The 23,158-nt window shown below is 66.5% G+C and carries 22 protein-coding genes; 19 read left to right on the forward strand and 3 right to left on the reverse strand.

What is annotated here, in order from left to right; translation table 11 throughout:
- Window positions 1-45 precede the first annotated feature (45 nt).
- From ACIPV5_RS15210 to ACIPV5_RS15235, 6 genes are all read left to right on the forward strand, one after another.
- Window positions 46-609 (forward strand): hypothetical protein, encoded by a 564-nt coding sequence (locus tag ACIPV5_RS15210; protein WP_056279688.1) that lies wholly within the window; start codon window positions 46-48, stop codon window positions 607-609.
- A 56-nt stretch (window positions 610-665) separates the two neighbouring features.
- The gene (locus tag ACIPV5_RS15215; protein WP_222839434.1) at window positions 666-1,325 is read left to right on the forward strand and encodes a ubiquinone/menaquinone biosynthesis methyltransferase; all 660 of its coding nucleotides are present in this window, start codon (window positions 666-668) and stop codon (window positions 1,323-1,325) included.
- A 45-nt stretch (window positions 1,326-1,370) separates the two neighbouring features.
- On the forward strand, window positions 1,371-2,432 hold the full coding sequence (locus ACIPV5_RS15220; RefSeq protein ID WP_053097535.1) for a polyprenyl synthetase family protein: 1,062 nt from the start codon (window positions 1,371-1,373) through the stop codon (window positions 2,430-2,432).
- A 58-nt stretch (window positions 2,433-2,490) separates the two neighbouring features.
- Window positions 2,491-3,864, forward strand: a complete 1,374-nt coding sequence (locus tag ACIPV5_RS15225; RefSeq protein ID WP_053097534.1) for an FAD-dependent oxidoreductase — start codon at window positions 2,491-2,493, stop codon at window positions 3,862-3,864.
- A 62-nt stretch (window positions 3,865-3,926) separates the two neighbouring features.
- The gene (locus ACIPV5_RS15230) at window positions 3,927-4,976 is read left to right on the forward strand and encodes a hypothetical protein (RefSeq protein WP_400341721.1); all 1,050 of its coding nucleotides are present in this window, start codon (window positions 3,927-3,929) and stop codon (window positions 4,974-4,976) included.
- Window positions 4,977-5,003: 27 nt separating this feature from the next.
- Complete coding sequence (locus ACIPV5_RS15235) at window positions 5,004-6,017, forward strand: alpha/beta hydrolase (RefSeq protein ID WP_363521132.1); 1,014 nt, start codon at window positions 5,004-5,006, stop codon at window positions 6,015-6,017.
- A gap of 25 nt (window positions 6,018-6,042) precedes the next feature.
- On the opposite strand, the gene ACIPV5_RS15240 is transcribed toward ACIPV5_RS15235, so the two are convergent.
- Together ACIPV5_RS15240 and ACIPV5_RS15245 are read right to left on the reverse strand one after the other, a co-directional pair.
- Entirely contained in the window at window positions 6,043-6,678 is a 636-nt protein-coding gene (locus ACIPV5_RS15240) for a GntR family transcriptional regulator (RefSeq protein WP_053097531.1), read from the reverse strand.
- A 434-nt stretch (window positions 6,679-7,112) separates the two neighbouring features.
- Entirely contained in the window at window positions 7,113-7,601 is a 489-nt protein-coding gene (locus ACIPV5_RS15245; RefSeq protein WP_053097515.1) for a YajQ family cyclic di-GMP-binding protein, read from the reverse strand.
- Window positions 7,602-7,789: 188 nt separating this feature from the next.
- On the opposite strand from ACIPV5_RS15245, the gene ACIPV5_RS15250 reads away from it, so the two are divergent.
- From ACIPV5_RS15250 to ACIPV5_RS15310, 13 genes are all read left to right on the forward strand, one after another.
- Entirely contained in the window at window positions 7,790-8,998 is a 1,209-nt protein-coding gene (locus tag ACIPV5_RS15250) for a maltose ABC transporter substrate-binding protein (RefSeq protein WP_053097514.1), read from the forward strand.
- Window positions 8,999-9,064: 66 nt separating this feature from the next.
- Window positions 9,065-10,669 (forward strand): ABC transporter permease subunit, encoded by a 1,605-nt coding sequence (locus ACIPV5_RS15255; protein ID WP_400341724.1) that lies wholly within the window; start codon window positions 9,065-9,067, stop codon window positions 10,667-10,669.
- A 1-nt stretch (window position 10,670) separates the two neighbouring features.
- Window positions 10,671-11,597 (forward strand): sugar ABC transporter permease, encoded by a 927-nt coding sequence (locus tag ACIPV5_RS15260; RefSeq protein ID WP_400341725.1) that lies wholly within the window; start codon window positions 10,671-10,673, stop codon window positions 11,595-11,597.
- A 72-nt stretch (window positions 11,598-11,669) separates the two neighbouring features.
- Window positions 11,670-11,822, forward strand: coding sequence for a hypothetical protein (locus ACIPV5_RS15265; RefSeq protein WP_171821933.1), 153 nt, complete (start codon window positions 11,670-11,672; stop codon window positions 11,820-11,822).
- A gap of 98 nt (window positions 11,823-11,920) precedes the next feature.
- Window positions 11,921-12,958 (forward strand): ABC transporter, encoded by a 1,038-nt coding sequence (locus tag ACIPV5_RS15270; protein WP_400341727.1) that lies wholly within the window; start codon window positions 11,921-11,923, stop codon window positions 12,956-12,958.
- A gap of 8 nt (window positions 12,959-12,966) precedes the next feature.
- The gene (locus ACIPV5_RS15275) at window positions 12,967-13,458 is read left to right on the forward strand and encodes a hypothetical protein (RefSeq protein WP_400341728.1); all 492 of its coding nucleotides are present in this window, start codon (window positions 12,967-12,969) and stop codon (window positions 13,456-13,458) included.
- A gap of 59 nt (window positions 13,459-13,517) precedes the next feature.
- Window positions 13,518-14,165, forward strand: a complete 648-nt coding sequence (locus tag ACIPV5_RS15280) for a hypothetical protein (protein WP_053099216.1) — start codon at window positions 13,518-13,520, stop codon at window positions 14,163-14,165.
- Window positions 14,166-14,385: 220 nt separating this feature from the next.
- A complete protein-coding gene (rpsL, locus tag ACIPV5_RS15285) occupies window positions 14,386-14,754 on the forward strand; it encodes a 30S ribosomal protein S12 (RefSeq protein ID WP_013584051.1) in 369 nt (122 codons plus the stop codon).
- A 5-nt stretch (window positions 14,755-14,759) separates the two neighbouring features.
- The gene (gene rpsG, locus ACIPV5_RS15290) at window positions 14,760-15,230 is read left to right on the forward strand and encodes a 30S ribosomal protein S7 (protein ID WP_050722490.1); all 471 of its coding nucleotides are present in this window, start codon (window positions 14,760-14,762) and stop codon (window positions 15,228-15,230) included.
- A gap of 85 nt (window positions 15,231-15,315) precedes the next feature.
- Window positions 15,316-17,436 (forward strand): elongation factor G, encoded by a 2,121-nt coding sequence (gene fusA / locus ACIPV5_RS15295; RefSeq protein ID WP_053097509.1) that lies wholly within the window; start codon window positions 15,316-15,318, stop codon window positions 17,434-17,436.
- 148 nt (window positions 17,437-17,584) lie between these two features.
- On the forward strand, window positions 17,585-18,775 hold the full coding sequence (gene tuf / locus ACIPV5_RS15300; RefSeq protein WP_053097508.1) for an elongation factor Tu: 1,191 nt from the start codon (window positions 17,585-17,587) through the stop codon (window positions 18,773-18,775).
- A gap of 183 nt (window positions 18,776-18,958) precedes the next feature.
- Window positions 18,959-19,621, forward strand: coding sequence for a VanZ family protein (locus ACIPV5_RS15305; protein WP_053097507.1), 663 nt, complete (start codon window positions 18,959-18,961; stop codon window positions 19,619-19,621).
- A gap of 118 nt (window positions 19,622-19,739) precedes the next feature.
- Window positions 19,740-20,750, forward strand: coding sequence for a hypothetical protein (locus ACIPV5_RS15310; RefSeq protein WP_053097506.1), 1,011 nt, complete (start codon window positions 19,740-19,742; stop codon window positions 20,748-20,750).
- A 120-nt stretch (window positions 20,751-20,870) separates the two neighbouring features.
- On the opposite strand, the gene ACIPV5_RS15315 is transcribed toward ACIPV5_RS15310, so the two are convergent.
- Window positions 20,871-23,012 (reverse strand): hypothetical protein, encoded by a 2,142-nt coding sequence (locus tag ACIPV5_RS15315; protein WP_400341734.1) that lies wholly within the window; start codon window positions 23,010-23,012, stop codon window positions 20,871-20,873.
- Window positions 23,013-23,158 lie beyond the last annotated feature (146 nt).

Raw genomic sequence — 23,158 nt, forward strand, 5'->3', positions numbered from 1 at the left:
TCACCCGTCGACCGGGATGTGACAGGCCACGCCTACGCTGAGTGCATGAGCGACGTCCGCCCCGCACCCGGCACCGAGATGATCTTCCAGTGGCGCAAGTGGGACGGGTCTCCGCACTGGCGTCATGAGTGCGTGTACCTCGGCGCCGACGAGTGGGGCGACTGGCTCGGCCAGCCCGTCGGCTGGTCGAGCGCTCGACCGGGCGCGGGCTACATCGCCGAGGCCCCTAATGTCACGCTCGTGCCGAGGCGGTCCGACTTCGCCCTGACCGTGAACCGTGACCACCCGAAGGGCATGCGGATCTACATCGACATCGGATGGGAGGTGCGCTGGTCGGACGACCCGCTCCTCGCCGTCGGCATCGACATGGACCTCGACGTCGTGCGGGTCGAGGGTCCGCGCGGCACATGGGTCGACGACCGCGACGAGTGGGCCGAGCACAGCGTGAGCTACGGATACCCCGCCGAGATCATGGCCGGACTCGAGGCTCTGGCCCTCGATCTCGAGCGGCGGGTGCGAGATCGCCTCGCCCCTTTCGACGATGCCACGCCGGATCTCTGGCTCGACCGCCTCGACGCGCTGCACCTCGCGCCTAGACTGGGCGTGTGACCTCGAACGAAGCCAACCGCGCCGATCTCGGCAAGGACCCCGCCCGCGTCAGCGGCATGTTCGACCAGGTCGCCGCGGGCTACGACCGGACGAATACGGCGATGACGGTCGGCAACGACGCGCTCTGGCGCGCGGCCACGACGAGGGCCGTCGCCCCGAAGCCGGGGGAGAAGATCCTCGACCTCGGTGCGGGCACCGCGTCCTCGTCGGCATCCCTCGCCCGCAGCGGTGCGCAGGTCGTCGCCGCCGACTTCTCGCCGGGCATGCTCGCCGAGGGGCAGCGCCGCCACGGCAGCATCCGCAATCTCTCGTTCGTGCAGGCGGATGCCACCGATCTGCCGTTCGACGACGGCGAGTTCGACGCCGTCACCATGTCGTACGCGCTGCGCAACGTCAACGACCCGAAGAAGGCGCTGCGTGAGCTGCTGCGCGTCACGAAGCCGGGCGGTCGTCTGGTGATCAACGAGTTCTCGACCCCGCCGGGCTCGGTCTTCCGTGCCGCGTACCGGTTCTACAACTCGCAGGTGCTTCCTCGGGTGGCTCGCGTCGCCGGCACCAACGGCGACGCCTACGACTACCTCAACGAGTCGATCCGTGACTGGCCCGACCAGAAGAAGCTCGCCGCGTGGATCCGCGAGGCCGGGTGGACCGAGGTCGAATACCGCAACCTCTCGTTCGGGATCGTCGCGCTGCACCGGGCGTTCAAGCCCGCGTGAATGCGACGCGCGTACCCGCCCAGCTGACGACGGTAGGCTGAGACCGTGACTTCGAGCCGCGTAGCCCCGGGTTCGCGACTGGCGAGCCGTCTCGGTTTCAGCGACCGTGTCTTCATCGGCACCGCCGGTCGACGCATCGCGCAGGCGATCGAAGACGGGCTCGAGCTCGTCGAGACCGGTCTTGCCGACGACGTGCGTGTGGCCGATCCGCTCGCCGATGCCGCCAGCCGCTATCTGTACGAGGCGGGGGGCAAGCGCATCCGCCCCGTGCTGACGCTGCTCGCGGCCCAGCTCGGCGACGGCAACACCGATCAGGTGATCGATGTCGCGAAGGCGCTCGAGATCACCCATCTCGGCTCGCTGTATCACGACGACGTCATGGACGGTGCGGATCGCCGTCGCGGAGTGCCCGCGGCGCAGACCGTGTGGGGCAACAACATCGCGATCCTGACCGGCGACATCCTCTTCTCCCGTGCGAGCCAGCTGATGTCGCGTCTGGGTGAGCGGGCAATCCGGCTGCAGGCCGACACCTTCGAGCGCCTCGTCCTCGGACAGATGCACGAGACGATCGGCGCTCAGCCCGACGATGATCCCATCGAGTTCTACCTCCAGGTGCTGGCCGACAAGACCGGCTCTCTCATCGCCGCGGCGACGCAGGGCGGCGTGATCTTCTCCAACGCACCGTCGGAGTACGAAGAGCCGCTGCGCGTGTACGGCGAGAAGATCGGCGTCGCCTTCCAGCTGCTCGACGACGTGATCGACCTGTCGGCGAAGCCCGAGGACACCGGCAAGGTGCCGGGCACCGACCTGCGGGCCGGGGTTCCGACGATGCCGTACCTGCTGCTGAAGGCCGAGGCCGATGATGCCTCGATCGGTCTCGCCGCTCGCATCGACGACGGGGTGGCGCGCATCGCCGAAGGGGCCGACCCCGCGATCCTCGACGGACCGCTGACCGAGCTCCGCGACCACGTCGGAACGCAGAAGACCCTCGCGCTCGCGCACTCCTGGACTCAGGATGCGATCGACGCGCTCGCCCCGCTCCCGCGTGGCACCGTGCGCGAAGCGCTCACTCGTTTCGCAGAGACCCTCGTCGAACGCTCCAGCTGATCGCGTCGCGGCCCTCGGCCGCGTGCGCCGGGCGTGACGGCATACGAAAGGACCCCTTATGACCAAGCTCAGACTGGCCATCGTCGGAGCGGGCCCCGCCGGCATCTACGCAGCAGACATCCTGCTGAAGGCCGAGCGCAAGTTCGACGTCTCCATCGATCTCTTCGAGCAGCTCCCCGCCCCCTACGGCCTGGTCCGCTACGGCGTCGCACCCGACCACCCGCGCATCAAGGGCATCGTCAACGCGCTGCGCGATGTGCTCGACCGCGGTGACATCCGGCTGTTCGGCAACGTGCGGTTCGGCGAGGACATCACCCTCGACGACCTGAAGAAGCACTACAACGCGGTCATCTTCGCCACCGGCGCGATCCGCGACACGACGCTCGACATCCCCGGCATCGACGCGGTCGGCGCCTACGGGGCAGCAGACTACGTGAGCTGGTTCGACGGCCACCCCGATGTGCCGCGCGAGTGGCCGCTCGACGCCGCATCCGTCGGTGTGCTGGGCAATGGCAACGTCGCTCTCGACGTCGCCCGCATGCTGGCGAAGCACGCCGAAGACCTGCTCGTCACCGAGGTGCCGGAGAACGTCTACGAGGGTCTCAAGGCGAGCGCCGTCACCGATGTGCACGTGTTCGGACGCCGCGGACCCGCTCAGGTCAAGTTCACCCCGCTCGAGCTGCGTGAGCTCGGCGAGCTGCGTGACGTCGACATGGTCGTCTACGACGAGGACTTCGACTACGACGAGGCGTCGAAAGACGCGGTGGCCAGCAACAAGCAGGTCATGGTGATCGACCGCATCCTGCAGTCGTGGCGCAAGCGCGACTCGGTCAACAATGCGGGAGGCACGGCATCGCGTCGTCTGCACCTGCACTTCTGGGCCCGCCCGGTCGAGGTCCGCAAGGACGACGCCGGTCGTGTCGCGGCCCTCGTCTACGAGCGCACGAAGCCCGACGGGCAGGGCGGTGCCGTGGGCACGGGCGAGATGCGCGAGGTTCCGCTGCAGGCGCTCTACCGCGCCATCGGCTACTTCGGCTCGCCGCTTCCGGGCGTTCCGTTCGACAAGAAGCACGGCGTCATCCCCAACCGCGAGGGCCAGGTGCTGGCCAAGGACTCGAACCAGCAGATGCCCGGCATCTACGCGACAGGGTGGATCAAGCGCGGACCGGTGGGCCTGATCGGCCACACCAAGTCGGATGCCATGGAGACCGTGCGGCACATCATCAACGACCAGGGCTCGTGGTGGCACCCGGAGGACCCGTCTGAAGAGGCGATCCCCGCCCTGCTGCTCGAGCGCGGTGTGAAGTGGACCGACCTCGAAGGCTGGCACCGGCTCGACGAGCACGAGGTCGCTCTCGGTGCGCCGCACGAGCGCGCGCGCGTCAAGGTCGTGCCGCGTGACGAGATGGTGCGCGTCTCCCGCGGAGAGTGACCGACACCGGATCGTTGTCGGCACCCGGTGCGCCTGCGGGGCGGCATCCGTAGGGTGAAGGGATGCGACTGCGATCCCTGATCGTCCTCGGCACCGCCGCTCTGCTGCTGGTGTCAGGGTGCACTGCCGAGCCGGCCGCCGAGCCGAAGCCATCAGGTTCGCCGTCTGCGACGGCGTCGTCGACCGGCACACCGTCCCCGACGCCGGCGCCCATCGTCGAACCGGCGGCGGCGTTCGATGTGACGTGCGACGACGTCGCCGCCACCATGGCCGAACTCGTGGGGGAGCCGTCGACGCCGGTCGCACCGGCGCTGTCGCTGGTGTCTGCGACGGGCTGGCTGCCGGGCCCCGGGCAGTACATGTTCCAGCGCGCAGGGGGGATCGCGTGCTCCGCGGGTGACACGGAGCGCAGCTGGGAGGTCACGATCGTGCCGGATGCCCAGGCTGTGATCGCCGGCGCGACCGAGCGTCAGGGCTTCTGGGGTGAGCAGGCGAGTTGCGAGGACGGGCGCTGCGGCTTCGAGCTTCCCGACGGAGACGTGCTGCTGTCGGCCACCGTCGTCGACCCCGATCTGGGAGCGGATGACACCGCTCCGATCGAAGAGGCGCTGCGTCGGATCGCCGCCTCGGCGGCTGCGAGCCTGCGCGAGGTCGACTACGTCGAGAGCGACATCGTCGGTGCGCCGTGCGAGCGCTTCATCACACCGGAGCAGGTGAATGCCGAATTCGGAGTGACGGATGCCGCGCTCTTCTCGGACTTCGGCGGCTGGGGCATCCCAGCGGAGGTGTACGAGGTCGTCAACGGATCGCGCATCTGCTATTTCAAGTCGGCCGGGAGCGAGTACGAAGGATCCAGCTATCTGATGCTCACGACACTTCCCGCCGGGGCATGGGCGTTCGAGAAAATCGACGGTGAACCCGTCGAACTCGAGGGAGCCGATGCCGCCACGGCGAGCACGGGTGCGAACGGCGAGAAGATCGTCGACGTGCGAGTCGGTCCGGACTGGATCCGGCTGGTGACCTTCGACAACGGAGCCGGGGCCGCTGATCCGGCACCGCTCGCGCAGCAGGTCGTGCGCAGCCTCACGGTCGGACACACCGCTCCCCAGTAGTCGACACCGTTTCGATAGCCTGGCGGCATGCCTGAGTGGATACCGGACGTCCTCGGCGACGAGTTCGAGCAGCTCACGCTCGAGCTCGGCGAGGACGATGAGGGACCGCTCGTCGCCACGCTCGTGCGTGCGGTGCCGCGGGACCGGCCCTGGTGGGACCGGCTGCGCGGGCAGAGCCTCCCGCTGGACGATGTCGACGTGCTCTATGTGCACGGCTGGTCGGATTACTTCTTCCAGAAGCGGCTCGCTCGATTCTGGACGTCTCGCGGGGCGCGCTTCTTCGCGCTCGACCTGCGCAAGTACGGCCGGAGTCTGCGCGATGGGCAGACTCCCGGCTACATCACCGACCTCGTCGCGTACGACGAGGACATCGCCGCGGCTCTGTCCGCGATGGGGCACGGGACTGGAGCCGCGGCATCCCCCCGGCGGCTCGTGCTGCTCGGCCACTCGACCGGCGGACTCACCCTGAGCCTGTGGGCGTCGCGGCACCCCGAGGCGGCGGATGCCGTGATCCTGAACAGCCCCTGGCTCGAGTTCCAGGTCGCTTCCGCCCGCCCGCTCATCGCTCCGGTCGCCGAGCTGCAGGCCAGGTGGGCTCCTCGGGAGGTCGCGCCGCAGGTCGATCTCGGCTTCTACACCCGCGCGCAGCAGGAGGTCGCCGACCCCGACGATCCGGTCGAGGTGAACCTCCTCTGGCGTCCGGCGCAGACGATGGCCGTCCACGCGGGGTGGTTCCACGCGATACTCACCGGACACGCCAAGGTCGCGGCGGGGCTGACGATCGACGCGCCCGTGTGCGTGCTGCTGTCCGCGCGCTCAGCGACGCCCACGCGATGGTCGGAGGACCTCACCCGAGCAGACTCGGTCTTGGTCGTCGACGACATCGCGCGGGCGTCGCTGAAGCTCGGTCCGTCTGTCACTGTCGAGCGCATCGACGGAGCCCTGCACGACGTCTTCCTCTCGCGGCATGGGGCCAGAGAGGAAGCGTATCGCCGCCTCGACCGATGGGTCAGAGGCTGGACGGCCGCGCGCCGACAGTGATCAGGCGCAGTGTCCGACCCAGTGGTCAGACGTAGTGCATCAGACGTGCCTGCTGCTCGGCCTCGTCGGCATCGCCGCGCAGCACCGCGTCGTGGAAGTCCCGGTAGACCTGGAGCATGCGCTCGCGGTCGTTCTCGGGCACGCTCCAGCCGCGGAGATTGCGGAAGAGAGCCATGCTCGCGTCGTTGATCAGCACCTGGTGCTGCGCGTTACGACTGCGCGCGCTGAGGAACGAGAACACCGCCCACCGTGTGTTGGAGATGTGCACGTCGTCATCGAGCGCCGTGTACATCTCCTCGACCAGTGCGGCGAGACTCTCGCGGTCCTGCTGGCTCATCCGCGCGACGCCCATCCGCGCGGCCATCCCCGCCTGATACCCCGCGAACTCGAGCGTCTGCTCGACGGTCTCTGCCGTGACGGCGGTGACCTCGGTGTATCTGCTCGGGTACATCGTCACGAGCCCGAGACGCTCGAGACGCTGTAACGCCTCTCGCACCGGAGTCCGTGACACATGCAGTTCTTCGGCGACGTCGACATCGCGGATGCGATACCCCGGCTCCAGCACACCGTCGACGATCTGCGCGCCGATGTGCTGAAACACCTCCTCCGCCAAGAGCTGCTTGCTTTCTCGAATACTCGTCATCGAGTTGTTGGTGTTCATGGACTGCCCCCAGTTGCTTTCCAGATCCGGGCTCCCCATGATGTGCCCGGACGGCCACTACATCACGAAGTGGATCGCGATGCCAATAATCCACAGACGAGTTTTCCGACGATCACGCAGGCGCTTGTCGTCGGCGCGTCGTCGCAGGATTGAGTACGGGTGATTTTCTGTGGTCGGCGAGTGTTGGGACACTCGCCGACCACAGACGATGGCGTGCACGGAGCTGAACTGCGCCCAGTCCCCACAAGGCGGGAACCGCGATCCGCGAAGCGCGGAACCGTGGTTCGGCAGCGCGTCATGCATCGCCGCATCGTCTGTCGCGTCGGGACGCGACTGCATCCAGTCTCGGTCACTCCGACCCATATATCGGAATGGGATCCGAGGGCACAGAAAAGGGGACGGATGCGGCGGCATCCGTCCCCTGCGTTGTGGGATCAGCGGTAGTTGATGAACTGCAGGTCGAGATCGAGATCCGCGCCCTTGAGCAGCGCGATCACCGACTGGAGGTCGTCACGGCTCTTCGACTGCACGCGCAGCTCGTCGCCCTGGATCTGGCTCTTCACGCCCTTCGGACCCTCGTCGCGGATGAGCTTGTTGATCTTCTTCGCGTTCTCCGAGGAGATGCCGTCCTTGAGGGTCGAGACGATGCGGAACTCCTTGCCGCTGGCGAAGGGTTCGCCCGACTCGAGGCTCTTGAGCGAGATGCCGCGCTTGATGAGCTTCGACTGGAAGACGTCCAGAACGGCCTTCGCGCGCTCCTCGGTGCCGGCGATGATCAGGATCTGCTCGCCGCTCCAGGCGATGGAGGCGCCCGTGCCCTTGAAGTCGTAGCGCTGCTCGATCTCCTTGCGCGCCTGGTTCAGGGCGTTCTCGGCCTCCTGGTGATCCACTTTCGAGACGATGTCAAAGGAACTGTCAGCCATACGCAAAGTGTATCGACACCGCCGTTTTCACGCTCGCTTGGAAGCGCTTCCATCGACTCTCACGCACCAATCCGCGGTTACAGCTTGATATCGAAGGGCTTTTGCATTGCGATTCCCGTCGTTCTCGATGCATACTGTAAGCGCTTGCAGTCCTTGCAGGCCACCAGTACTCAGAGAGGCACACACCAATGAAGGTGAACAAGAGGGGCATCGTCGCCGCCGGCGTCATCGCGATCGTTTCGACTCTTTCCCTGGCCGGTTGCTCGACCGCGACCGACGGCGGCGACGCATCCGAGGGTGAGAACGGCGGCACGCTGACCGTCTGGGTCGACGCCGAGCGCGTCGACGCGCTGCAGAGCGCCGCCGACTCCTACGAGGAGAAGACCGGAGTCAAGGTCGAGCTCGTCGGCAAGTCCGTCGACGACATGAAGGACGACTTCATCCAGCAGGTGCCGACCGGCAAGGGCCCCGATGTGGTCATGGGCGCGCACGACTGGCTCGGAGAGCTCTCGACCAACGGCGTGGTCGCCCCGCTCGAGCTCGGCGACTCGTCGGCCGACTACCTGCCCGTCGCCCTTCAGGCGGCGACCTACGACGGAACCGTCTACATGCTTCCCTACGCGGTCGAGAACATCGCCGTGCTGCGCAACGCCGACATGGTGCCCGCCGCCGCGACGAGCTTCGACGACATGGTCTCGAAGGGCGCGTTCGTCGTCGAGCAGGGCACCGAGGGCAACCCGTACCACCTGTACCCGTTCCAGACGGCGTTCGGCGCTCCGGTCTTCGGCACCGACGACTCGGGCAGCTACGACTCCGCAGATCTGCAGCTCGGCAGCGAGGGCGGAACGGCCTTCGCCGACTGGCTCGCCGCTCAGGGCGCCGCAGGCACGCTGAACACCGACGTCGACGGCGAGATCGCCAAGCAGCAGTTCCTCGACGGCACCGCGTCCTTCTGGCTGACCGGCCCGTGGAACGTCGGCGCCGCAGTCGACGCCGGAATCAACGTCGCGATCGACCCGATCCCCAGCCCCACGGGTGAGACCGCGTCGCCGTTCGCCGGCGTCAAGGGCTTCTTCGTGAGCTCCGAGTCGAAGAACAAGGTCGCCGCGAACGACTTCCTCGTGAACTACATCGGCACCGAAGAGGTGCAGCTCGAGCTGTTCGAGGCCGGCAACATCCTCCCCGCGCTGACGGCCGCCGCCGATTCCGCCGCCTCCGACCCGATCATCGCCGGCTTCCAGGCCGTCGGTGCGGATGCCGTCCCGATGCCCGCGATCCCCGCGATGGGATCGGTCTGGGAGTTCTGGGGCGTGGCCGAGGCCGCGATCATCAACGGCTCCGACCCGGCGTCGACGTGGCAGAAGCTCGTCGACGACGTCACCGCAGCGATCAAGTAAGACACCCAGCACCATCCCTGCCGGGGCGGACCTCGTCCGCCCCGGCAGCTCGACGACGGGGACGAGATGACAGACACCGCCGAGCCCACGGCTCCACTCACCAAGCGCCAGCGCCAGGCCGCCGGCATCGCCGAGGCCGCATCCGGGCCGCTCGGCTGGATGCTCTTGAAGATCCTGCTGCTGGCCATCGTCGACGCCATCGCGCTGTATGCGGCGTTCGTCCTCTTCGGGCAGCAGGAGTGGCTGGTGCTCGGCCTGGTCGTGGCCGTCACCGTGCTCGTCAACTACATCTACTTCTCGCGCAAGCGCATCCCCGCGAAGTACCTCACGCCCGGCATCATCTTCCTGATCATCTTCCAGGTGTTCACGCTGCTGTACACCGGGTACATCGGCTTCACCAACTACGGCACCGGCCACAACGGCACGAAGGACCAGGCGATCTCGTCGCTCCTCGCCTCCGCCCAGGAGCGCGTGGAGGACTCCCCGACGTACCCGGTCACGGTCGTCGAGCAGTTCGGCACCTACGGCCTGCTGGTGACCGATCCCGACTCCGGCGACGCGCTGCTCGGCACGGCCGAGCAGCCCCTGGAGGAGGTCGACGCCGAGTTCGACGGCGACCAGGCTGTGGCCGTCGACGGCTGGACCACGCTGCCCCTCGCGAAGGTGTTCACGCTCTCGGAAGAGCTGGAGAAGCTCTCGGTGCCGTTCAGCGACGACCCCAACGACGGCAGCCTGCGTGCGCCCGACGGCCAGAAGGGCTACCTGTACGTCTCGACGCTCGAGTACGACGCGGATGCCGACACCATCACCGACACCACGACCGGCGCGGTGTACTCCGACACGGGGGAGGGCTCGTTCATCGCCGAGGACGGCACCGAGCTGCTTCCCGGCTGGCAGACCACCGTCGGGTTCGACAACTTCGTGCGCGCGGTGACCGACGACTCGATCCGCGGCCCGCTCATCTCGGTGACGATCTGGACTTTCGTCTTCGCGGTGCTCTCCGTGGCGACGACGTTCTTCCTCGGCCTGCTCCTCGCGCTGGTGTTCAACAACACGCGGATGCGGTTCCGCAACGGGTACCGGATCATCCTGATCCTCCCGTACGCATTCCCCGCGTTCCTCTCCGCCCTCGTCTGGGCCGGGATGATGAACGAGAGCTTCGGCTTCATCAACCAGGTGATCTTCGGGGGAGCGGACATCCCGTGGCTCACCGATCCGAACCTCGCGAAGGTCTCGGTGCTGCTGGTGAACCTCTGGCTCGGCTTCCCCTACATGTTCCTCGTCTGCATGGGCGCCCTCCAGGGCATCCCCGAAGACGTCAACGAGGCCGCGGTGATGGACGGCGCCAACCCGTGGCAGGTCTTCCGGCGCATCAAGCTTCCGCTGCTGCTCGTCACGGTGGCGCCGCTGCTGATCTCGTCGTTCGCGTTCAACTTCAACAACTTCAACCTGATCTACATGCTGACCAAGGGCGGGCCGCGGTTCGACGATGTCAGCATTCCGGTCGGGCACACCGACATCCTGATCTCGATGGTCTATAAGGTGGCTTTCACGGGGCAGTCCCGCGACTACGGCCTCGCCTCCGCGTTCACGATCCTGATCTTCATCGTGGTCGCGACGATCTCGATCATCAGCTTCCGCAAGACCAAGGCCCTCGAGGAGCTGAACTGACATGAGCACCACGGACATCGGCACCGCCGCCCGCACCGTCGCCGTCGAACAGAACCTCGCGCCGCGTCGCCGCAGCTTCGGCGCATGGTTCGCCGACACCGGATGGCGCCATGTGGTCGCCATCGTCGTGAGCGCCTTCGCGCTGTTCCCGCTGCTGTACGTCGTCTCGGCCTCGCTCAATCCGAGAGGAACACTGACCGGATCGAACCAGCTGTTCTCGGCGTTCGGCTTCGACAGCTACGTGCGCATCCTGAGCGACCCGCAGAACCCCTACGGGCTGTGGTTCCTGAACACGCTCGTCATCGCCGTGGTCACGGGAGCCGTGACGGTGTTCATCGGCGCCCTCGCGGCATACGCCTTCTCGCGCATGCGCTTCGCGGGTCGCCGCATCGGCCTCGTCACGATCGTCGTCGTGCAGATGTTCCCGCAGCTCCTCGCCGTGGTCGCGATCTTCCTGCTGATGTCTACGCTGGGGGACTGGTTCCCCGCGATCGGACTGAACACGCACACGGGGTTGATCCTCGTCTACCTCGGCGGCGCGCTCGGGGTGAACACCTATTTGATGTACGGGTTCTTCAACACCCTGCCGATGGAGCTCGATGAAGCGGCGCGCATCGACGGCGCCGGACACGCGCGCATCTTCTTCACGATGATCCTGCCGCTGGTCGCGCCGATCCTCGCGGTCGTCGCGCTGCTGTCGTTCATCGGCACGGTGAACGAGTACGTGATCGCGAGCGTCATGCTCGTCGATGTCGAGCAGCAGACCCTGGTCGTCGGTCTCACCAAGCTCGTCGCCAACCCTCGATACGCGGACTGGTCGGCCTTCTCGGCCGGCGCGGTGATGGCCGCCATCCCGGTGATGATCCTGTTCCTGTTCCTGCAGCGGTACATCGTCGGCGGACTGACCGCGGGCGCCACGAAGGGCTGATCCGCCATCATGGTCGTCGCGTTCGCGGCGTTGCGATCACCCGTCGTGGGACGGCGGCCGTAGCGTGATGGCATGACGCGTGTGGCCGGGCGGAACGTGGCGATCAGCTGGGTCGCCGGAGTGCTGTGCGCGGGAGTGATCGGCGCTCTCGTCTGGTTCTCGATGCCGATCGTGCCGGTCGTCGCATCGTTCGTCGGCGACACCCTCCGTTCGACGCTTCCCTAGCGATCACGGGCTGCACGACACGTCGGCACGCCTCCCTCGGGGTGCGGTCGGGCGGCGGTAATCTCGCAATGCACACATCCGATGAGAGGCGCACCCCCATGAGTGACCCCGAGGTTCCCCAGCCCGAGCGGCCGAAGGACGTCAACGACGTCGTCGACAGCGCGAACGCTGGACTCGACGCCGCCGCCGCAGCGGGTGCAGGCGTGCATGGCACGCCCGCGGACGCTGCGCACGACACGTCGGCTCCGACACCTGCCCAGCCCGCCGTCGACCCGGATCTCGCCGCGTTCGAAGCCGCCGAGAAGGATCACCCCGGCACCTTCGCGACGCCCGAGCTCAACGACCCGAAGTACCTCGACGCAGACGACACGACGACGTCGCGGAACACGGATGCCGACACGACGAAGTCGTTCGGCACGGATGCGGACGCACCCCCCGCCTACACGCCGCCGGTCGCGCACGAGCAGTCCGCTCTCGCCGGAGCCGCGTACTCGTCGGCCGACAACACCGAGACCCGGATCGTCCCGTCCGAGCCTGCCGCCGCCGAACCGGTCATCGCGCCGGTCCAGCAGCAGCCGATCTTCGTCCAGGCTCCCGAGCCGCCCCGCGAGCGGGGAAACCGCGGCACCGCCGGTGCGATCGGTCTGCTCGCTACCGTCGCCTTCGCGATCCTCTACCTGGGTGCGACGCTCGGCCTTCGTGCCGTCGCGGGTGACATCACGGGCGAGAACATCGGCGAAGCGGCTCTCGCTCCGCTGATGACCTGGGGCTTCTGGGTCCCCGTCGTGGTGTTCTTCCTCGGCTTCTGGCTTCTCGGAGCGTTCATCAACCGCGGACGCTGGGGACTCTGGGTGGTCTTCGGCATCATCGTCGGGCTCATCGCCTACGGCGGACACATCCTCGGTGCTCTCTTCGAGGCGCCGTTCTGGCTGCTCACGGCTCGGGAGGGGAGCGAGCTCATCGGAGCCCAGCTCTTCCACCCGCTCGCCATCGCGGCGTTCGTCTTCGGCCGCGAGCTGACCATCTGGTTCGGCGCGTGGGTCGCCCGCAGCGGGGCGCGCAAGACCGAGCTCAACGCCGAGGCGCAGCGTGAGTACGAGCGCACGCTCGAGGCCGGTCCGACGCTCTCGAGGTAATCACGAACATGTCATCGCCGAACCCCCGTGGACCCGCGTCCCCGGGGGTTTCGGTCATCCTGGCTCTGGTTCTCGCCACGATCAGCTTCTTCGCCCTGGCGGTGTTCGGCCTCGGCGCGCTGAGTGTGGCCACAGACCGGGACATCATCGCCGTCCCTGGCCTGGGGCAGGTGCCGGGAGCGGTCGGGATGCTCGCGGCGGTGGTGGCGTTCGCGCTGTCGCTCTGGGGGTCGCTGCGGCGATCGCATCCGTCGTTCCTCGCGGTGCCCGCCGTCGCGCTGGCCACGGCGCTCGCGCATCTGGTCGTCCTCTGGATCGCGGTCGCGGTCGCGAGCGGTGACCTGATCGTCGCGACGGTCGTCGCGGGCGATCTCGTCCGTGGCGGGGCGAGCGCGGTGCTGTTGGCCGCCGGGGCCATCGCCGCCTGGGGCGGCATCGCGCTGCGCCGCACGCGCGCGCAGCAGCCGCAGTGGCCCTGGGAGCGCGACGACGAGGAATGACGCCCCGCCGTCGAGACGAAATCTCGGCAGCAGCGGTGCACGCGCCGTACGCTCTACGTGTGGAGCGCTCGTTGGAGACGCAGGTCGACCAGGCCGTCGAGGCCTGGTTGCGGTGGGTGCCGCGCTGGGAGCCGGCGACGCATCGTGGTCGGGTCGCGCCCTGTCGGCGTTGCCTGGGCTCGCCGATCCTGTCGGCGGCGGGCATCGGATCGAACACGCCGCACGGCGTGCAGCACGGCCTCTCGACCCGGATCAAGACGATCGTCGATCATGCCGTGGCCGAGTACACCGCGAGGAACCTCCCTATGCTGCAGCGCGAGCTCGACCAGCAGGCCGCACGGAACCGGGCGCGCAGCTACCGTCCGGCCGACGGGCTGGATCCGGAGTTCGACGGCCTCCCGCTCGATCCTGAGCCGGTCCCCGGTGCGCCGTTCCTCTTCACGATCGCGGGACTGGCGGACGAGGCGGTCGACGATCTGCCGCCGTTGCCGCCGCTGAGCGACGAGGCGAAGGTGGCGCTGCGACAGGAGGTGGCCCTCGCCGACGAGTACGCGAACATGGTCGGCCGTGAGATCTGTGGCATCCTGCTGCGCCACCGCATCTACATCCAGGCCGCGATCTCGCAGCATGTCGAGCCGCAGATCGAGGCGCTGCTCGCCGAGCTCACCGATTCGCTCGACTCCCCGTTCGACTCGGACCAGGCCTAGCGACCGCCGCTGAGCGGCCTTCATTTGACCACCACGTTACGCGGCATTACACTTGATCAGGTGTGTGCACGTCTCGACGTGCGCGCTGGGCGTCGGCACCATGCCGGTCCGCCCCCACGGCATACCCACCACCACAAAGGCTCGTCGATTCCGGCGTGCCGGTGGGTCACTGATGTGAAACCCATCACGCTGTCACCGTGCAGCATTATGAGGAGAGAACGTGCCAACCATTCAGCAGTTGGTTCGCAAGGGTCGCTCGCCCAAGGTCTCGAAGACCAAGGCGCCTGCACTCAAGTCGAACCCGCAGCAGGCCGGGGTCTGCACCCGCGTCTACACCACCACCCCGAAGAAGCCGAACTCGGCGATGCGCAAGGTCGCTCGTGTGAAGCTCCGCAACGGCACCGAGGTCACCGCCTACATCCCCGGTGAGGGTCACAACCTCCAGGAGCACTCGCTGGTGCTCGTCCGTGGAGGCCGTGTCAAGGACCTCCCCGGTGTCCGTTACAAGATCGTCCGTGGCGCCCTGGACACCCAGGCCGTCAAGAACCGTAAGCAGGCTCGCAGCCGCTACGGCGCAAAGAAGGGCTGAGTCCAATGCCTCGTAAGGGTCCCGCCCCCAAGCGTCCCGTCGTCAACGACCCGGTATACGGCGCTCCGATCGTCAGCCAGCTGGTCAACAAGATCCTGGTCGACGGCAAGAAGTCCCTCGCCGAGTCGATCGTCTACAACGCCCTCCGTGGCGTCGAGGCGAAGAACGGTCAGGACGCCGTCGCCACTCTGAAGAAGGCGCTCGACAACGTGCGCCCGACTCTCGAGGTCAAGAGCCGCCGCGTCGGTGGCTCGACCTACCAGGTTCCGGTCGAGGTCAAGCCGCACCGCGCGAACACCCTCGCGCTGCGCTGGCTCGTCAGCTACGCCAAGGGTCGTCGTGAGAAGACGATGACCGAGCGTCTCCAGAACGAGATCCTCGACGCGTCGAACGGTCTCGGTGCAGCGGTCAAGCGCCGCGAGGACACGCACAAGATGGCCGAGTCGAACCGCGCGTTCGCTCACTACCGCTGGTAAACAGCTTCGCCCGCCCCCGATCACACATCGGGGGCGGGCACCCCCCTCTTCGCAGTACGACTGCACAAAAGATAAGGACACTCCTGTGGCACAAGACGTGCTCACCGACCTGAGCAAGGTTCGGAACATCGGCATCATGGCTCACATCGATGCTGGCAAGACCACCACGACCGAGCGCATCCTGTTCTACACGGGCGTCAACCACAAGCTCGGCGAGACCCACGACGGTGCCTCGACCACCGACTGGATGGAGCAGGAGAAGGAGCGCGGCATCACGATCACGTCTGCCGCCGTGACCTGCTACTGGAACAAGAACCAGATCAACATCATCGACACCCCCGGTCACGTGGACTTCACGGTCGAGGTGGAGCGCTCGCTCCGCGTCCTCGACGGTGCTGTCGCCGTCTTCGACGGCAAGGAGGGCGTCGAGCCCCAGTCCGAGACCGTGTGGCGTCAGGCCGACAAGTACAACGTCCCCCGCATCTGCTTCGTCAACAAGATGGACAAGCTCGGCGCGGACTTCTACTTCACCGTCGACACCATCATCAACCGCCTCGGCGCCAAGCCGCTGGTCATCCAGCTGCCCATCGGTGCGGAGAACGACTTCATCGGCGTCGTCGACCTCGTCGAGATGCGCGCGCTCGTCTGGGCGGGTGACTCCAAGGGTGACGTCACCATGGGTGCCTCCTACGAGATCCAGGAGATCCCGGCCGACCTCAAGGAGAAGGCCGACGAGTACCGTCAGCAGCTCCTCGAGACCGTCGCCGAGACCGACGACGCGCTGCTCGAGAAGTTCTTCGGTGGCGAGGAGCTGACCGTCGCCGAGATCAAGGGCGCGATCCGCAAGCTCACCGTGGCTTCCGAGATCTACCCGGTCCTCTGCGGTTCCGCGTTTAAGAACCGTGGCGTGCAGCCGATGCTGGATGCCGTCGTCGACTACCTCCCGAACCCGCTCGACGTGGGCTCGATCGAGGCGCACGACCCCAAGGACTACGACACGATCATCGAGCGTCACCCCGACGCGAAGGACCCGTTCGCGGCTCTCGCGTTCAAGGTCGCCGTGCACCCGTTCTTCGGTCGCCTGACCTACGTCCGCGTCTACTCGGGACAGCTCGACTCCGGCGCTGCGGTCATCAACTCGACCAAGGGCAAGAAGGAGCGCATCGGGAAGATCTTCCAGATGCACGCCAACAAGGAGATCCCGGTTCCCTCGGTCACCGCCGGCAACATCTACGCCGTCATCGGTCTGAAGGACACCACCACCGGTGACACCCTCACCGACCCGGCCTCGCCGGTCGTCCTCGAGTCGATGACGTTCCCCGAGCCCGTCATCGAGGTCGCGATCGAGCCAAAGACCAAGGCCGACCAGGAGAAGCTGGGTGTCGCCATCCAGAAGCTCGCTGAAGAGGACCCGACCTTCCGCACGGAGCTCAACCCCGAGACCGGTCAGACGACCATCAAGGGCATGGGCGAGCTGCACCTCGACATCCTCGTCGATCGCATGAAGCGCGAGTTCAACGTCGAGGCCAACGTCGGCAAGCCGCAGGTGGCGTACCGCGAGACGATCCGCAAGGGCGTCGAGAAGTACGACTACACGCACAAGAAGCAGACCGGTGGATCGGGTCAGTTCGCGAAGATCCAGTTCAACATCGAGCCGCTCGACCTCGACGACGAGAAGACGTACGAGTTCGTCAACGCGGTCACCGGTGGTCGCATCCCGCGTGAGTACATCGGCTCGATCGATGCCGGCTTCCAGGACGCGATGAACGTCGGCGTGCTCGCCGGATACCCCATCGTGGGTGTCAAGGCGACCATCGTCGATGGTGCTGCTCACGACGTCGACTCCTCGGAGATGGCGTTCAAGATCGCAGGATCGATGGGCATGAAGGAAGCCCTTCGTCGGGCGAACCCGGCGCTGCTCGAGCCGCTCATGGCGGTCGAGGTGCGTACTCCCGAGGAGTACATGGGCGACGTCATCGGCGACCTGAACTCGCGTCGTGGCCAGATCCAGTCGATGGAGGACGCCGCAGGCGTCAAGGTCGTCCGTGCACACGTCCCGCTGTCCGAGATGTTCGGCTACATCGGCGACCTGCGCTCGAAGACCTCGGGCCGCGCCGTCTACTCGATGGAGTTCAACAGCTACGCTGAGGTTCCCCGCGCTGTGGCCGACGAGATCGTCCAGAAGCACCAGGGCGGCGGCGAGTAACACTTTCCTGGGAGCCGGGTTCACGCCCGGCTCCCAGGTCCCCTACAACTTCACATTCCCTCTCTACTAAACTGAGAACCTAACCCGTAGAGATCCGGTCGCAATCCAGTGCCCGGTGACCTCTACACGACGTCCTGAGGAGGACCAAGTGGCTAAGGCCAAGTTCGAGCGGACCAAGCCGCACGTCAACATCGGAACCATCGGTCACGTCGACCACGGCAAGACCACGCTCTCCGCAGCGATCTCGAAGGTGCTTGCTGACAAGTACCCCTCCGACACGAACGTGCAGCGCGACTTCGCTTCCATCGACTCGGCGCCGGAAGAGCGCCAGCGTGGAATCACCATCAACATCTCGCACATCGAGTACGAGACCCCGAAGCGCCACTACGCGCACGTTGACGCTCCCGGCCACGCCGACTACGTCAAGAACATGATCACCGGTGCTGCTCAGATGGACGGCGCGATCCTCGTGGTCGCCGCCACCGACGGCCCGATGGCTCAGACGCGTGAGCACGTGCTGCTCGCCAAGCAGGTCGGCGTCCCTTACCTGCTCGTCGCACTGAACAAGGCCGACATGGTCGACGACGAGGAGATCCTGGAGCTCGTCGAGCTCGAGGTCTCCGAGCTGCTCGCCTCGCAGGGCTTCGCCGAGGACGCTCCTGTCGTCCGCGTCTCCGCTCTGAAGGCACTCGAGGGTGACGAGAAGTGGACCCAGTCCATCCTCGACCTCATGGAGGCCGTCGACAACAACGTTCCCGACCCCGTGCGCGACAAGGACAAGCCGTTCCTCATGCCCGTCGAGGACGTCTTCACGATCACCGGTCGTGGAACCGTCGTCACCGGCCGCGCCGAGCGTGGCACGCTGGCCATCAACTCCGAGGTCGAGATCGTCGGACTCCGTCCGACCGTCAAGACCACGGTCACGGGTATCGAGATGTTCCACAAGCAGCTCGACGAGGCATGGGCCGGCGAGAACTGTGGTCTCCTGCTCCGTGGCACGAAGCGTGAGGACGTCGAGCGCGGTCAGGTCATCGTCAAGCCGGGTTCGGTCACGCCGCACACCGACTTCGCCGGTACCGCGTACATCCTGTCCAAGGATGAGGGTGGGCGTCACAACCCGTTCTACACGAACTACCGCCCGCAGTTCTACTTCCGCACCACCGACGTCACCGGCGTCATCACGCTGCCCGAGGGCACCGAGATGGTCATGCCCGGCGACACCACCGACGTGACGGTCGAGCTGATCCAGCCGATCGCCATGGAGGAGGGCCTCGGCTTCGCCATCCGTGAGGGTGGACGCACCGTCGGCGCCGGTACGGTCACGAAGATCATCAAGTAAGCATCTGCTTCTCGCACAGGGGTCGGGCCTTCGGGTCCGGCCCCTGTGTCGTACCCGGGGCAGTGGGTCTCCGAGGCGGTTTCTCGGTGACTTCGCGGCGAGATGCGATCGACGATCGATAGCATGGCCCGAGTCTGTCCGCAGGCGTCGTCGCCCGGCCCCGGGCATGAGAGGAACGCGACCATGACACAGATCCACGTGGGACCGCCGCCTCCGCGAAGCCATGCGCGGCTGTGGATCTCGACGCTGCTGCTCATCGTCTACTCCGCCTTCGTGCTGCTGGTGACGATGTGGCCGCAGCCCGAGCAGCTCGAGTTCGACAGCATCGCCGGGCGGGTGCTCCGCGCACTGCACAACCTCGGGGTGCCCGAGCGGTTCGGCTACAACGAGCTGGAGTTCGTCGCCAACATCGGCATGTTCGTGCCGCTCGGATTCCTGCTCGGACTCGCGCTCGCGCGCAAGGCCTGGTGGCTCGCGATCTTCCTGCTGCCGGCTTTCTCCGGAGCGATCGAGTTCACGCAGGGCATCGCCCTGGACGAGCGCGTGTCGACCGTTCTCGACGTGCTCGCCAACACGGTCGGCGGATATGCGGGTCTGCTGCTGGCGATGATCCTGAGGGCGATGATCCACGCCAGGGATCGCACGATGATCGAACGCGAGCTGTGGGAGCGTCGCGCCGCCGCGGCCGAACTGCAACGGCAGAACGCGGCGCGAGCGGCGGCTCGTCACGCGTCACCGGTGCAGGCGGCGACGGCGTGGGCCGAGGAGCCCGATCCGGTGACCCGCGTGCTGGACGCGGACTTCTGGGAGACGGGGGACGCGCCTACGGTGCGGATCCCGGTCTAGGTTCTCGAAGAGGCTGCCGTATCCGAGATCTGGAACAGCGTGGGGGTTCAGTTCGACTGCGGGCAGGCCGATAGGATTTCGGGGGCTGGACAACCAGCATCTTGATCGGAGGAACGCCATGAACGCCAGAGATCAAGATCGAGGAACGCTCCCGAGCTGGCGGATCGAGAACGACGTTCTGGTCTCGAGCAGCGGAGTCGCCTTCCTGGCCGGGGGAAATCAGCAGCCTCTCCAATATGCGACCGGCGAGCTGAAACCGGCGCCGGAGTCCGTCCGAGTCTTCTCTCGCAATCTCGAGGCTCGCGCTGCCGACACCTTCGCACGAGGTGTGGGCTACGCGCATGTCGTGTTCCCGGACAAGCAGTCCGTCCTGACGGAAGAATTTCCGTTCCAGCCTGTCGTCAGGTTGGGCGAGACGTATCTCGAGCAGCTTCCAGCGACGATGGTTCCGCGCGTCGTCTACCCCGTGCGCGAGCTTCGCCAGGAGCCGAACAGCTGCCTGCCTCTCGACACCCATCTGTCGCACACAGGCTCGCTCGTCGTCCTGCGCGAGATGGTGGCGGCTGTCGGAGTGGAGGCACCCGAGGCACTCGATCGAGTGGCGAGCCGGATCATGCGACCACGCCGTTGGTCAGGAGACCTCGGGAGCAAGTTGAATCCAGAGCGCTTTCAAGAGGCGCTCCAGCTCCACCCCGATTGGGAGGTGCAGGAGTTCAACAGCGGGGGCGGCTTCAACGATGGGATGATCGACATCCTCCTCAGTCCGGACGCGCCGATCAACAAGACGGTCCTGTTGTTCGGAGATTCCTTCTTCCGGCTGATGCTGAAACACCTGAGCGGAGTCTTCACCCGGGTGGTGTGTCTGAGGACCAGGTTCTATCACCGCGAGATGGTGGAACTGATCGAGCCCGACATCATCTTCACGGGCAACGCCGAGCGCTATCTCTCCCGCGTGTACTCGGATGAGAACGCCCTGCCCTTCGCGCTGTACCGTGCGTCCCGAGGTATCGCAGAGCCCTTCGAGCCCGAGTTCCTGGAGGCCTGGAGAAGCATCAGCTCACCGCGCGCGGCACAGTCCAGAGCCTTCCTCGCGGATCGCCGGGTCCCGCCAGAGCGACGGATCGCATGAGTGGCGATTCCGCCGGAGCGACAGATCGCCGATGCCCGGAGGCAGCGCCGACCATCCCCAACGGTGGACTTCCCCGTAGGTAGGAGCCGTTGTCAGCCGGATCGTCGATCAGACGCTTGATCACACAGCGGGGGAATCGCGCTTGCGCAACGAATCCAGTTCGCGCCGTACGGCGCGCAGCTCCGTTTCGAGTTTGCGTCTCTCGTTGGCGACCTGCCGCAGCTCGAGATGGAGATCGTAGACGTCCGTGTCCCTCGCAAAAGCGGCGTCGTTCCCGGACGCGGCGTCGATGACGAGGTCGGGCGCGTCCGCTACGGGAACGCCGTCGAGCGCGTCGGAAGCGGTGAGATCGACAGGTGTCCCTTTCTGACGCCCGTCGAACAGCACAGCTGCGCCCGACTTCGCGCGCAATATCGTTCGCGCTTCGAGCGTCTCCGTTCCCGCCTCGGCGTTGAACTTGAGCGGGAGCTCATAGCCGTGCGCGTAGCACAGAGATGTCAGGAGTGAATAGAGCCGGGTCATCTTGATCGACGGGATGTCCGCGCGAGCGTCCGTGATGGCGGACCTCGCCTTCTCCTTGTCGAAGTAGTCCCAGAGGGGGCTCGATCCGCATTCGTCGATGATCTGAAGGAAGCGCCGCTGCAAGGGGGACTTGAAGAACAGGGCAGATTGCCAGCCCGACGCCGACACGAGCTGGCGGGTGTTCCGCACGGGAGGCACGTGGACGGCGCTGCACCCCGCATTCAGTTCCAATCCGCCGTGCCAACCGTGCTCGGCGAACGGCAGGTCGACCAGATCGAAACGACTCCGCTTGACGATCTCGTAATGGATACGTTCGTCGTTTCGCCATTCCGGCGGAGCCAGGAAGGAGAGATCGATCAGGTCCGGGTCGTAGAGAGGATGCACGGGGTGGCTCGCCCACAATGCTCCCTGGGAGAACTGTGCGCTCTCCCATGACTGCATGCCCTCGATGCGGAAGACGCCTCCGAGCTGGGCCACGCTCGCGCCGCTGTCGACGTAATAGCGTGCGCGCTCAACCAGCTGTTCCTTGAGGTCTGCGGCAGCGTCCGCCCGCAGGAGATCATTCGGATCGATGTTGGCTCCCGCGAACATCCGCTGAGCGAAATCTTCGGGAGAAGCGTACGGAGTGCTGAACCACTTGTCCCGATACACCTCACCCACGTGACCCTGGAGCAGTACCGCGGGCGAGATGCCCGCGCTCCCTCCGCCATCCCAGATCGGCAGCATTCCGTCGTAGCGGAAGACCGCGCCGAGGCGCTGCCTGAATATGTCTCCCGAGGAGAAGCTCGCGGGCTTGGGAATGTTGTTGGTGAACTCAGCGCCGATCGCCTCGGCGACACTACGGCCCACGACGACATCGGGGTGATCCGGGACACCGTTGGAGAACGCCGCCAGAGTGGCCGGGAGCGGACCGGTCATGGTCGCCAAGGCCGCGATGGCGCGAGAATCGCGGCCACCGGTGAGCGCCAGGTTCACCCTCGCTCCCGTATCGAACACAGCTCGAAGCGAGCCGGCCATCTCGCCGACCACCCGGTCCAACACCGCTTCGGGATCTCGCGCGAGTTCCGCGCGCATCTCGCCGCCGTCTTGACGGTTGAGATAAGAGAGAGGGCGCTCATGGACCAGAACGCCGCTGTCCGTGATTCCGAGCCAGCCACCCTGGGGCACGCGACGAATGCCGCTGACCAGGGTGTCCTCTCCCAAGGGCCAGAATGCGATCGCCTGCCAGGCGAGGCTTCGGTAGTCGAAGTCCAAGTGCGGCATCAGGGCCTGAATCAAACGCGGTCGCGTGGTGACGATGCATGTCCCATCCCCGGCCTCGTGGTAGAAGAGCGGGACCATGGACAGGGGGTCACTCACGAAGGTTGCGTCACTTCCATCGAAGTGACAGATCCCGTAGTCGCCGACGAGGCGTTCGCGCAGAGTCGGCGAGCCTCCGCCCGTGATCTCGCGGGCGATCGCCTCGGCGGTCAGGAGGTGGGCATCGTCCCGCCCGCGCCTGATCGCATGGCCCTTGAGCAGGGTCACCGCGCCGTCTAGGTCCGTGTGCCTCTGATCGCTCGCCCGATAGAGGTGAGTGGAGCGCGAGAAGTGCATGGCCGCCATGCGTCGGTCGGCTGAGACCAAGAGCTCCGCGCCTTCGGAGCGGTATCCGAGCGCCGCGATCAAGGAAGAGGACCGGTTGTTGAGGATCTGTGCACCCTGGCCAGTCCGGTCACTGATGAACACATAGTCGCTCATTGTCCAGCCACTCCCAATCATCTGCGCGCAGGCGCGTCTGCCTTCAGTAGCGTACATGCGCGCGCTCGCGCTGCACTTCTCGGTCTGAGCCGCCCGATATGACGGCGTGGCGACGGGGGCGTGCGGGGACCGGGGCCGCGCGGGGC

It is taken from the genome of Microbacterium sp. NPDC090014 (genome assembly GCF_044748285.1).
Classification (GTDB): Bacteria; Actinomycetota; Actinomycetes; order Actinomycetales; family Microbacteriaceae; genus Microbacterium.

Coding starts and splice junctions, on each gene's coding strand:
- ACIPV5_RS15210 (WP_056279688.1), top strand. CDS start 46: ATGAGCGACGTCCGCCCCGCACCCGGCACCGAGATGATCTTCCAGTGG.
- ACIPV5_RS15215 (WP_222839434.1), top strand. CDS start 666: ATGTTCGACCAGGTCGCCGCGGGCTACGACCGGACGAATACGGCGATG.
- ACIPV5_RS15225 (WP_053097534.1), top strand. CDS start 2,491: ATGACCAAGCTCAGACTGGCCATCGTCGGAGCGGGCCCCGCCGGCATC.
- ACIPV5_RS15230 (WP_400341721.1), top strand. CDS start 3,927: ATGCGACTGCGATCCCTGATCGTCCTCGGCACCGCCGCTCTGCTGCTG.
- ACIPV5_RS15235 (WP_363521132.1), top strand. CDS start 5,004: ATGCCTGAGTGGATACCGGACGTCCTCGGCGACGAGTTCGAGCAGCTC.
- ACIPV5_RS15240 (WP_053097531.1), bottom strand. CDS start 6,678: ATGAACACCAACAACTCGATGACGAGTATTCGAGAAAGCAAGCAGCTC.
- ACIPV5_RS15245 (WP_053097515.1), bottom strand. CDS start 7,601: ATGGCTGACAGTTCCTTTGACATCGTCTCGAAAGTGGATCACCAGGAG.
- ACIPV5_RS15250 (WP_053097514.1), top strand. CDS start 7,790: ATGAAGGTGAACAAGAGGGGCATCGTCGCCGCCGGCGTCATCGCGATC.
- ACIPV5_RS15255 (WP_400341724.1), top strand. CDS start 9,065: ATGACAGACACCGCCGAGCCCACGGCTCCACTCACCAAGCGCCAGCGC.
- ACIPV5_RS15260 (WP_400341725.1), top strand. CDS start 10,671: ATGAGCACCACGGACATCGGCACCGCCGCCCGCACCGTCGCCGTCGAA.
- ACIPV5_RS15265 (WP_171821933.1), top strand. CDS start 11,670: ATGACGCGTGTGGCCGGGCGGAACGTGGCGATCAGCTGGGTCGCCGGA.
- ACIPV5_RS15270 (WP_400341727.1), top strand. CDS start 11,921: ATGAGTGACCCCGAGGTTCCCCAGCCCGAGCGGCCGAAGGACGTCAAC.
- ACIPV5_RS15275 (WP_400341728.1), top strand. CDS start 12,967: ATGTCATCGCCGAACCCCCGTGGACCCGCGTCCCCGGGGGTTTCGGTC.
- rpsG (WP_050722490.1), top strand. CDS start 14,760: ATGCCTCGTAAGGGTCCCGCCCCCAAGCGTCCCGTCGTCAACGACCCG.
- ACIPV5_RS15305 (WP_053097507.1), top strand. CDS start 18,959: ATGACACAGATCCACGTGGGACCGCCGCCTCCGCGAAGCCATGCGCGG.
- ACIPV5_RS15310 (WP_053097506.1), top strand. CDS start 19,740: ATGAACGCCAGAGATCAAGATCGAGGAACGCTCCCGAGCTGGCGGATC.
- ACIPV5_RS15315 (WP_400341734.1), bottom strand. CDS start 23,012: ATGAGCGACTATGTGTTCATCAGTGACCGGACTGGCCAGGGTGCACAG.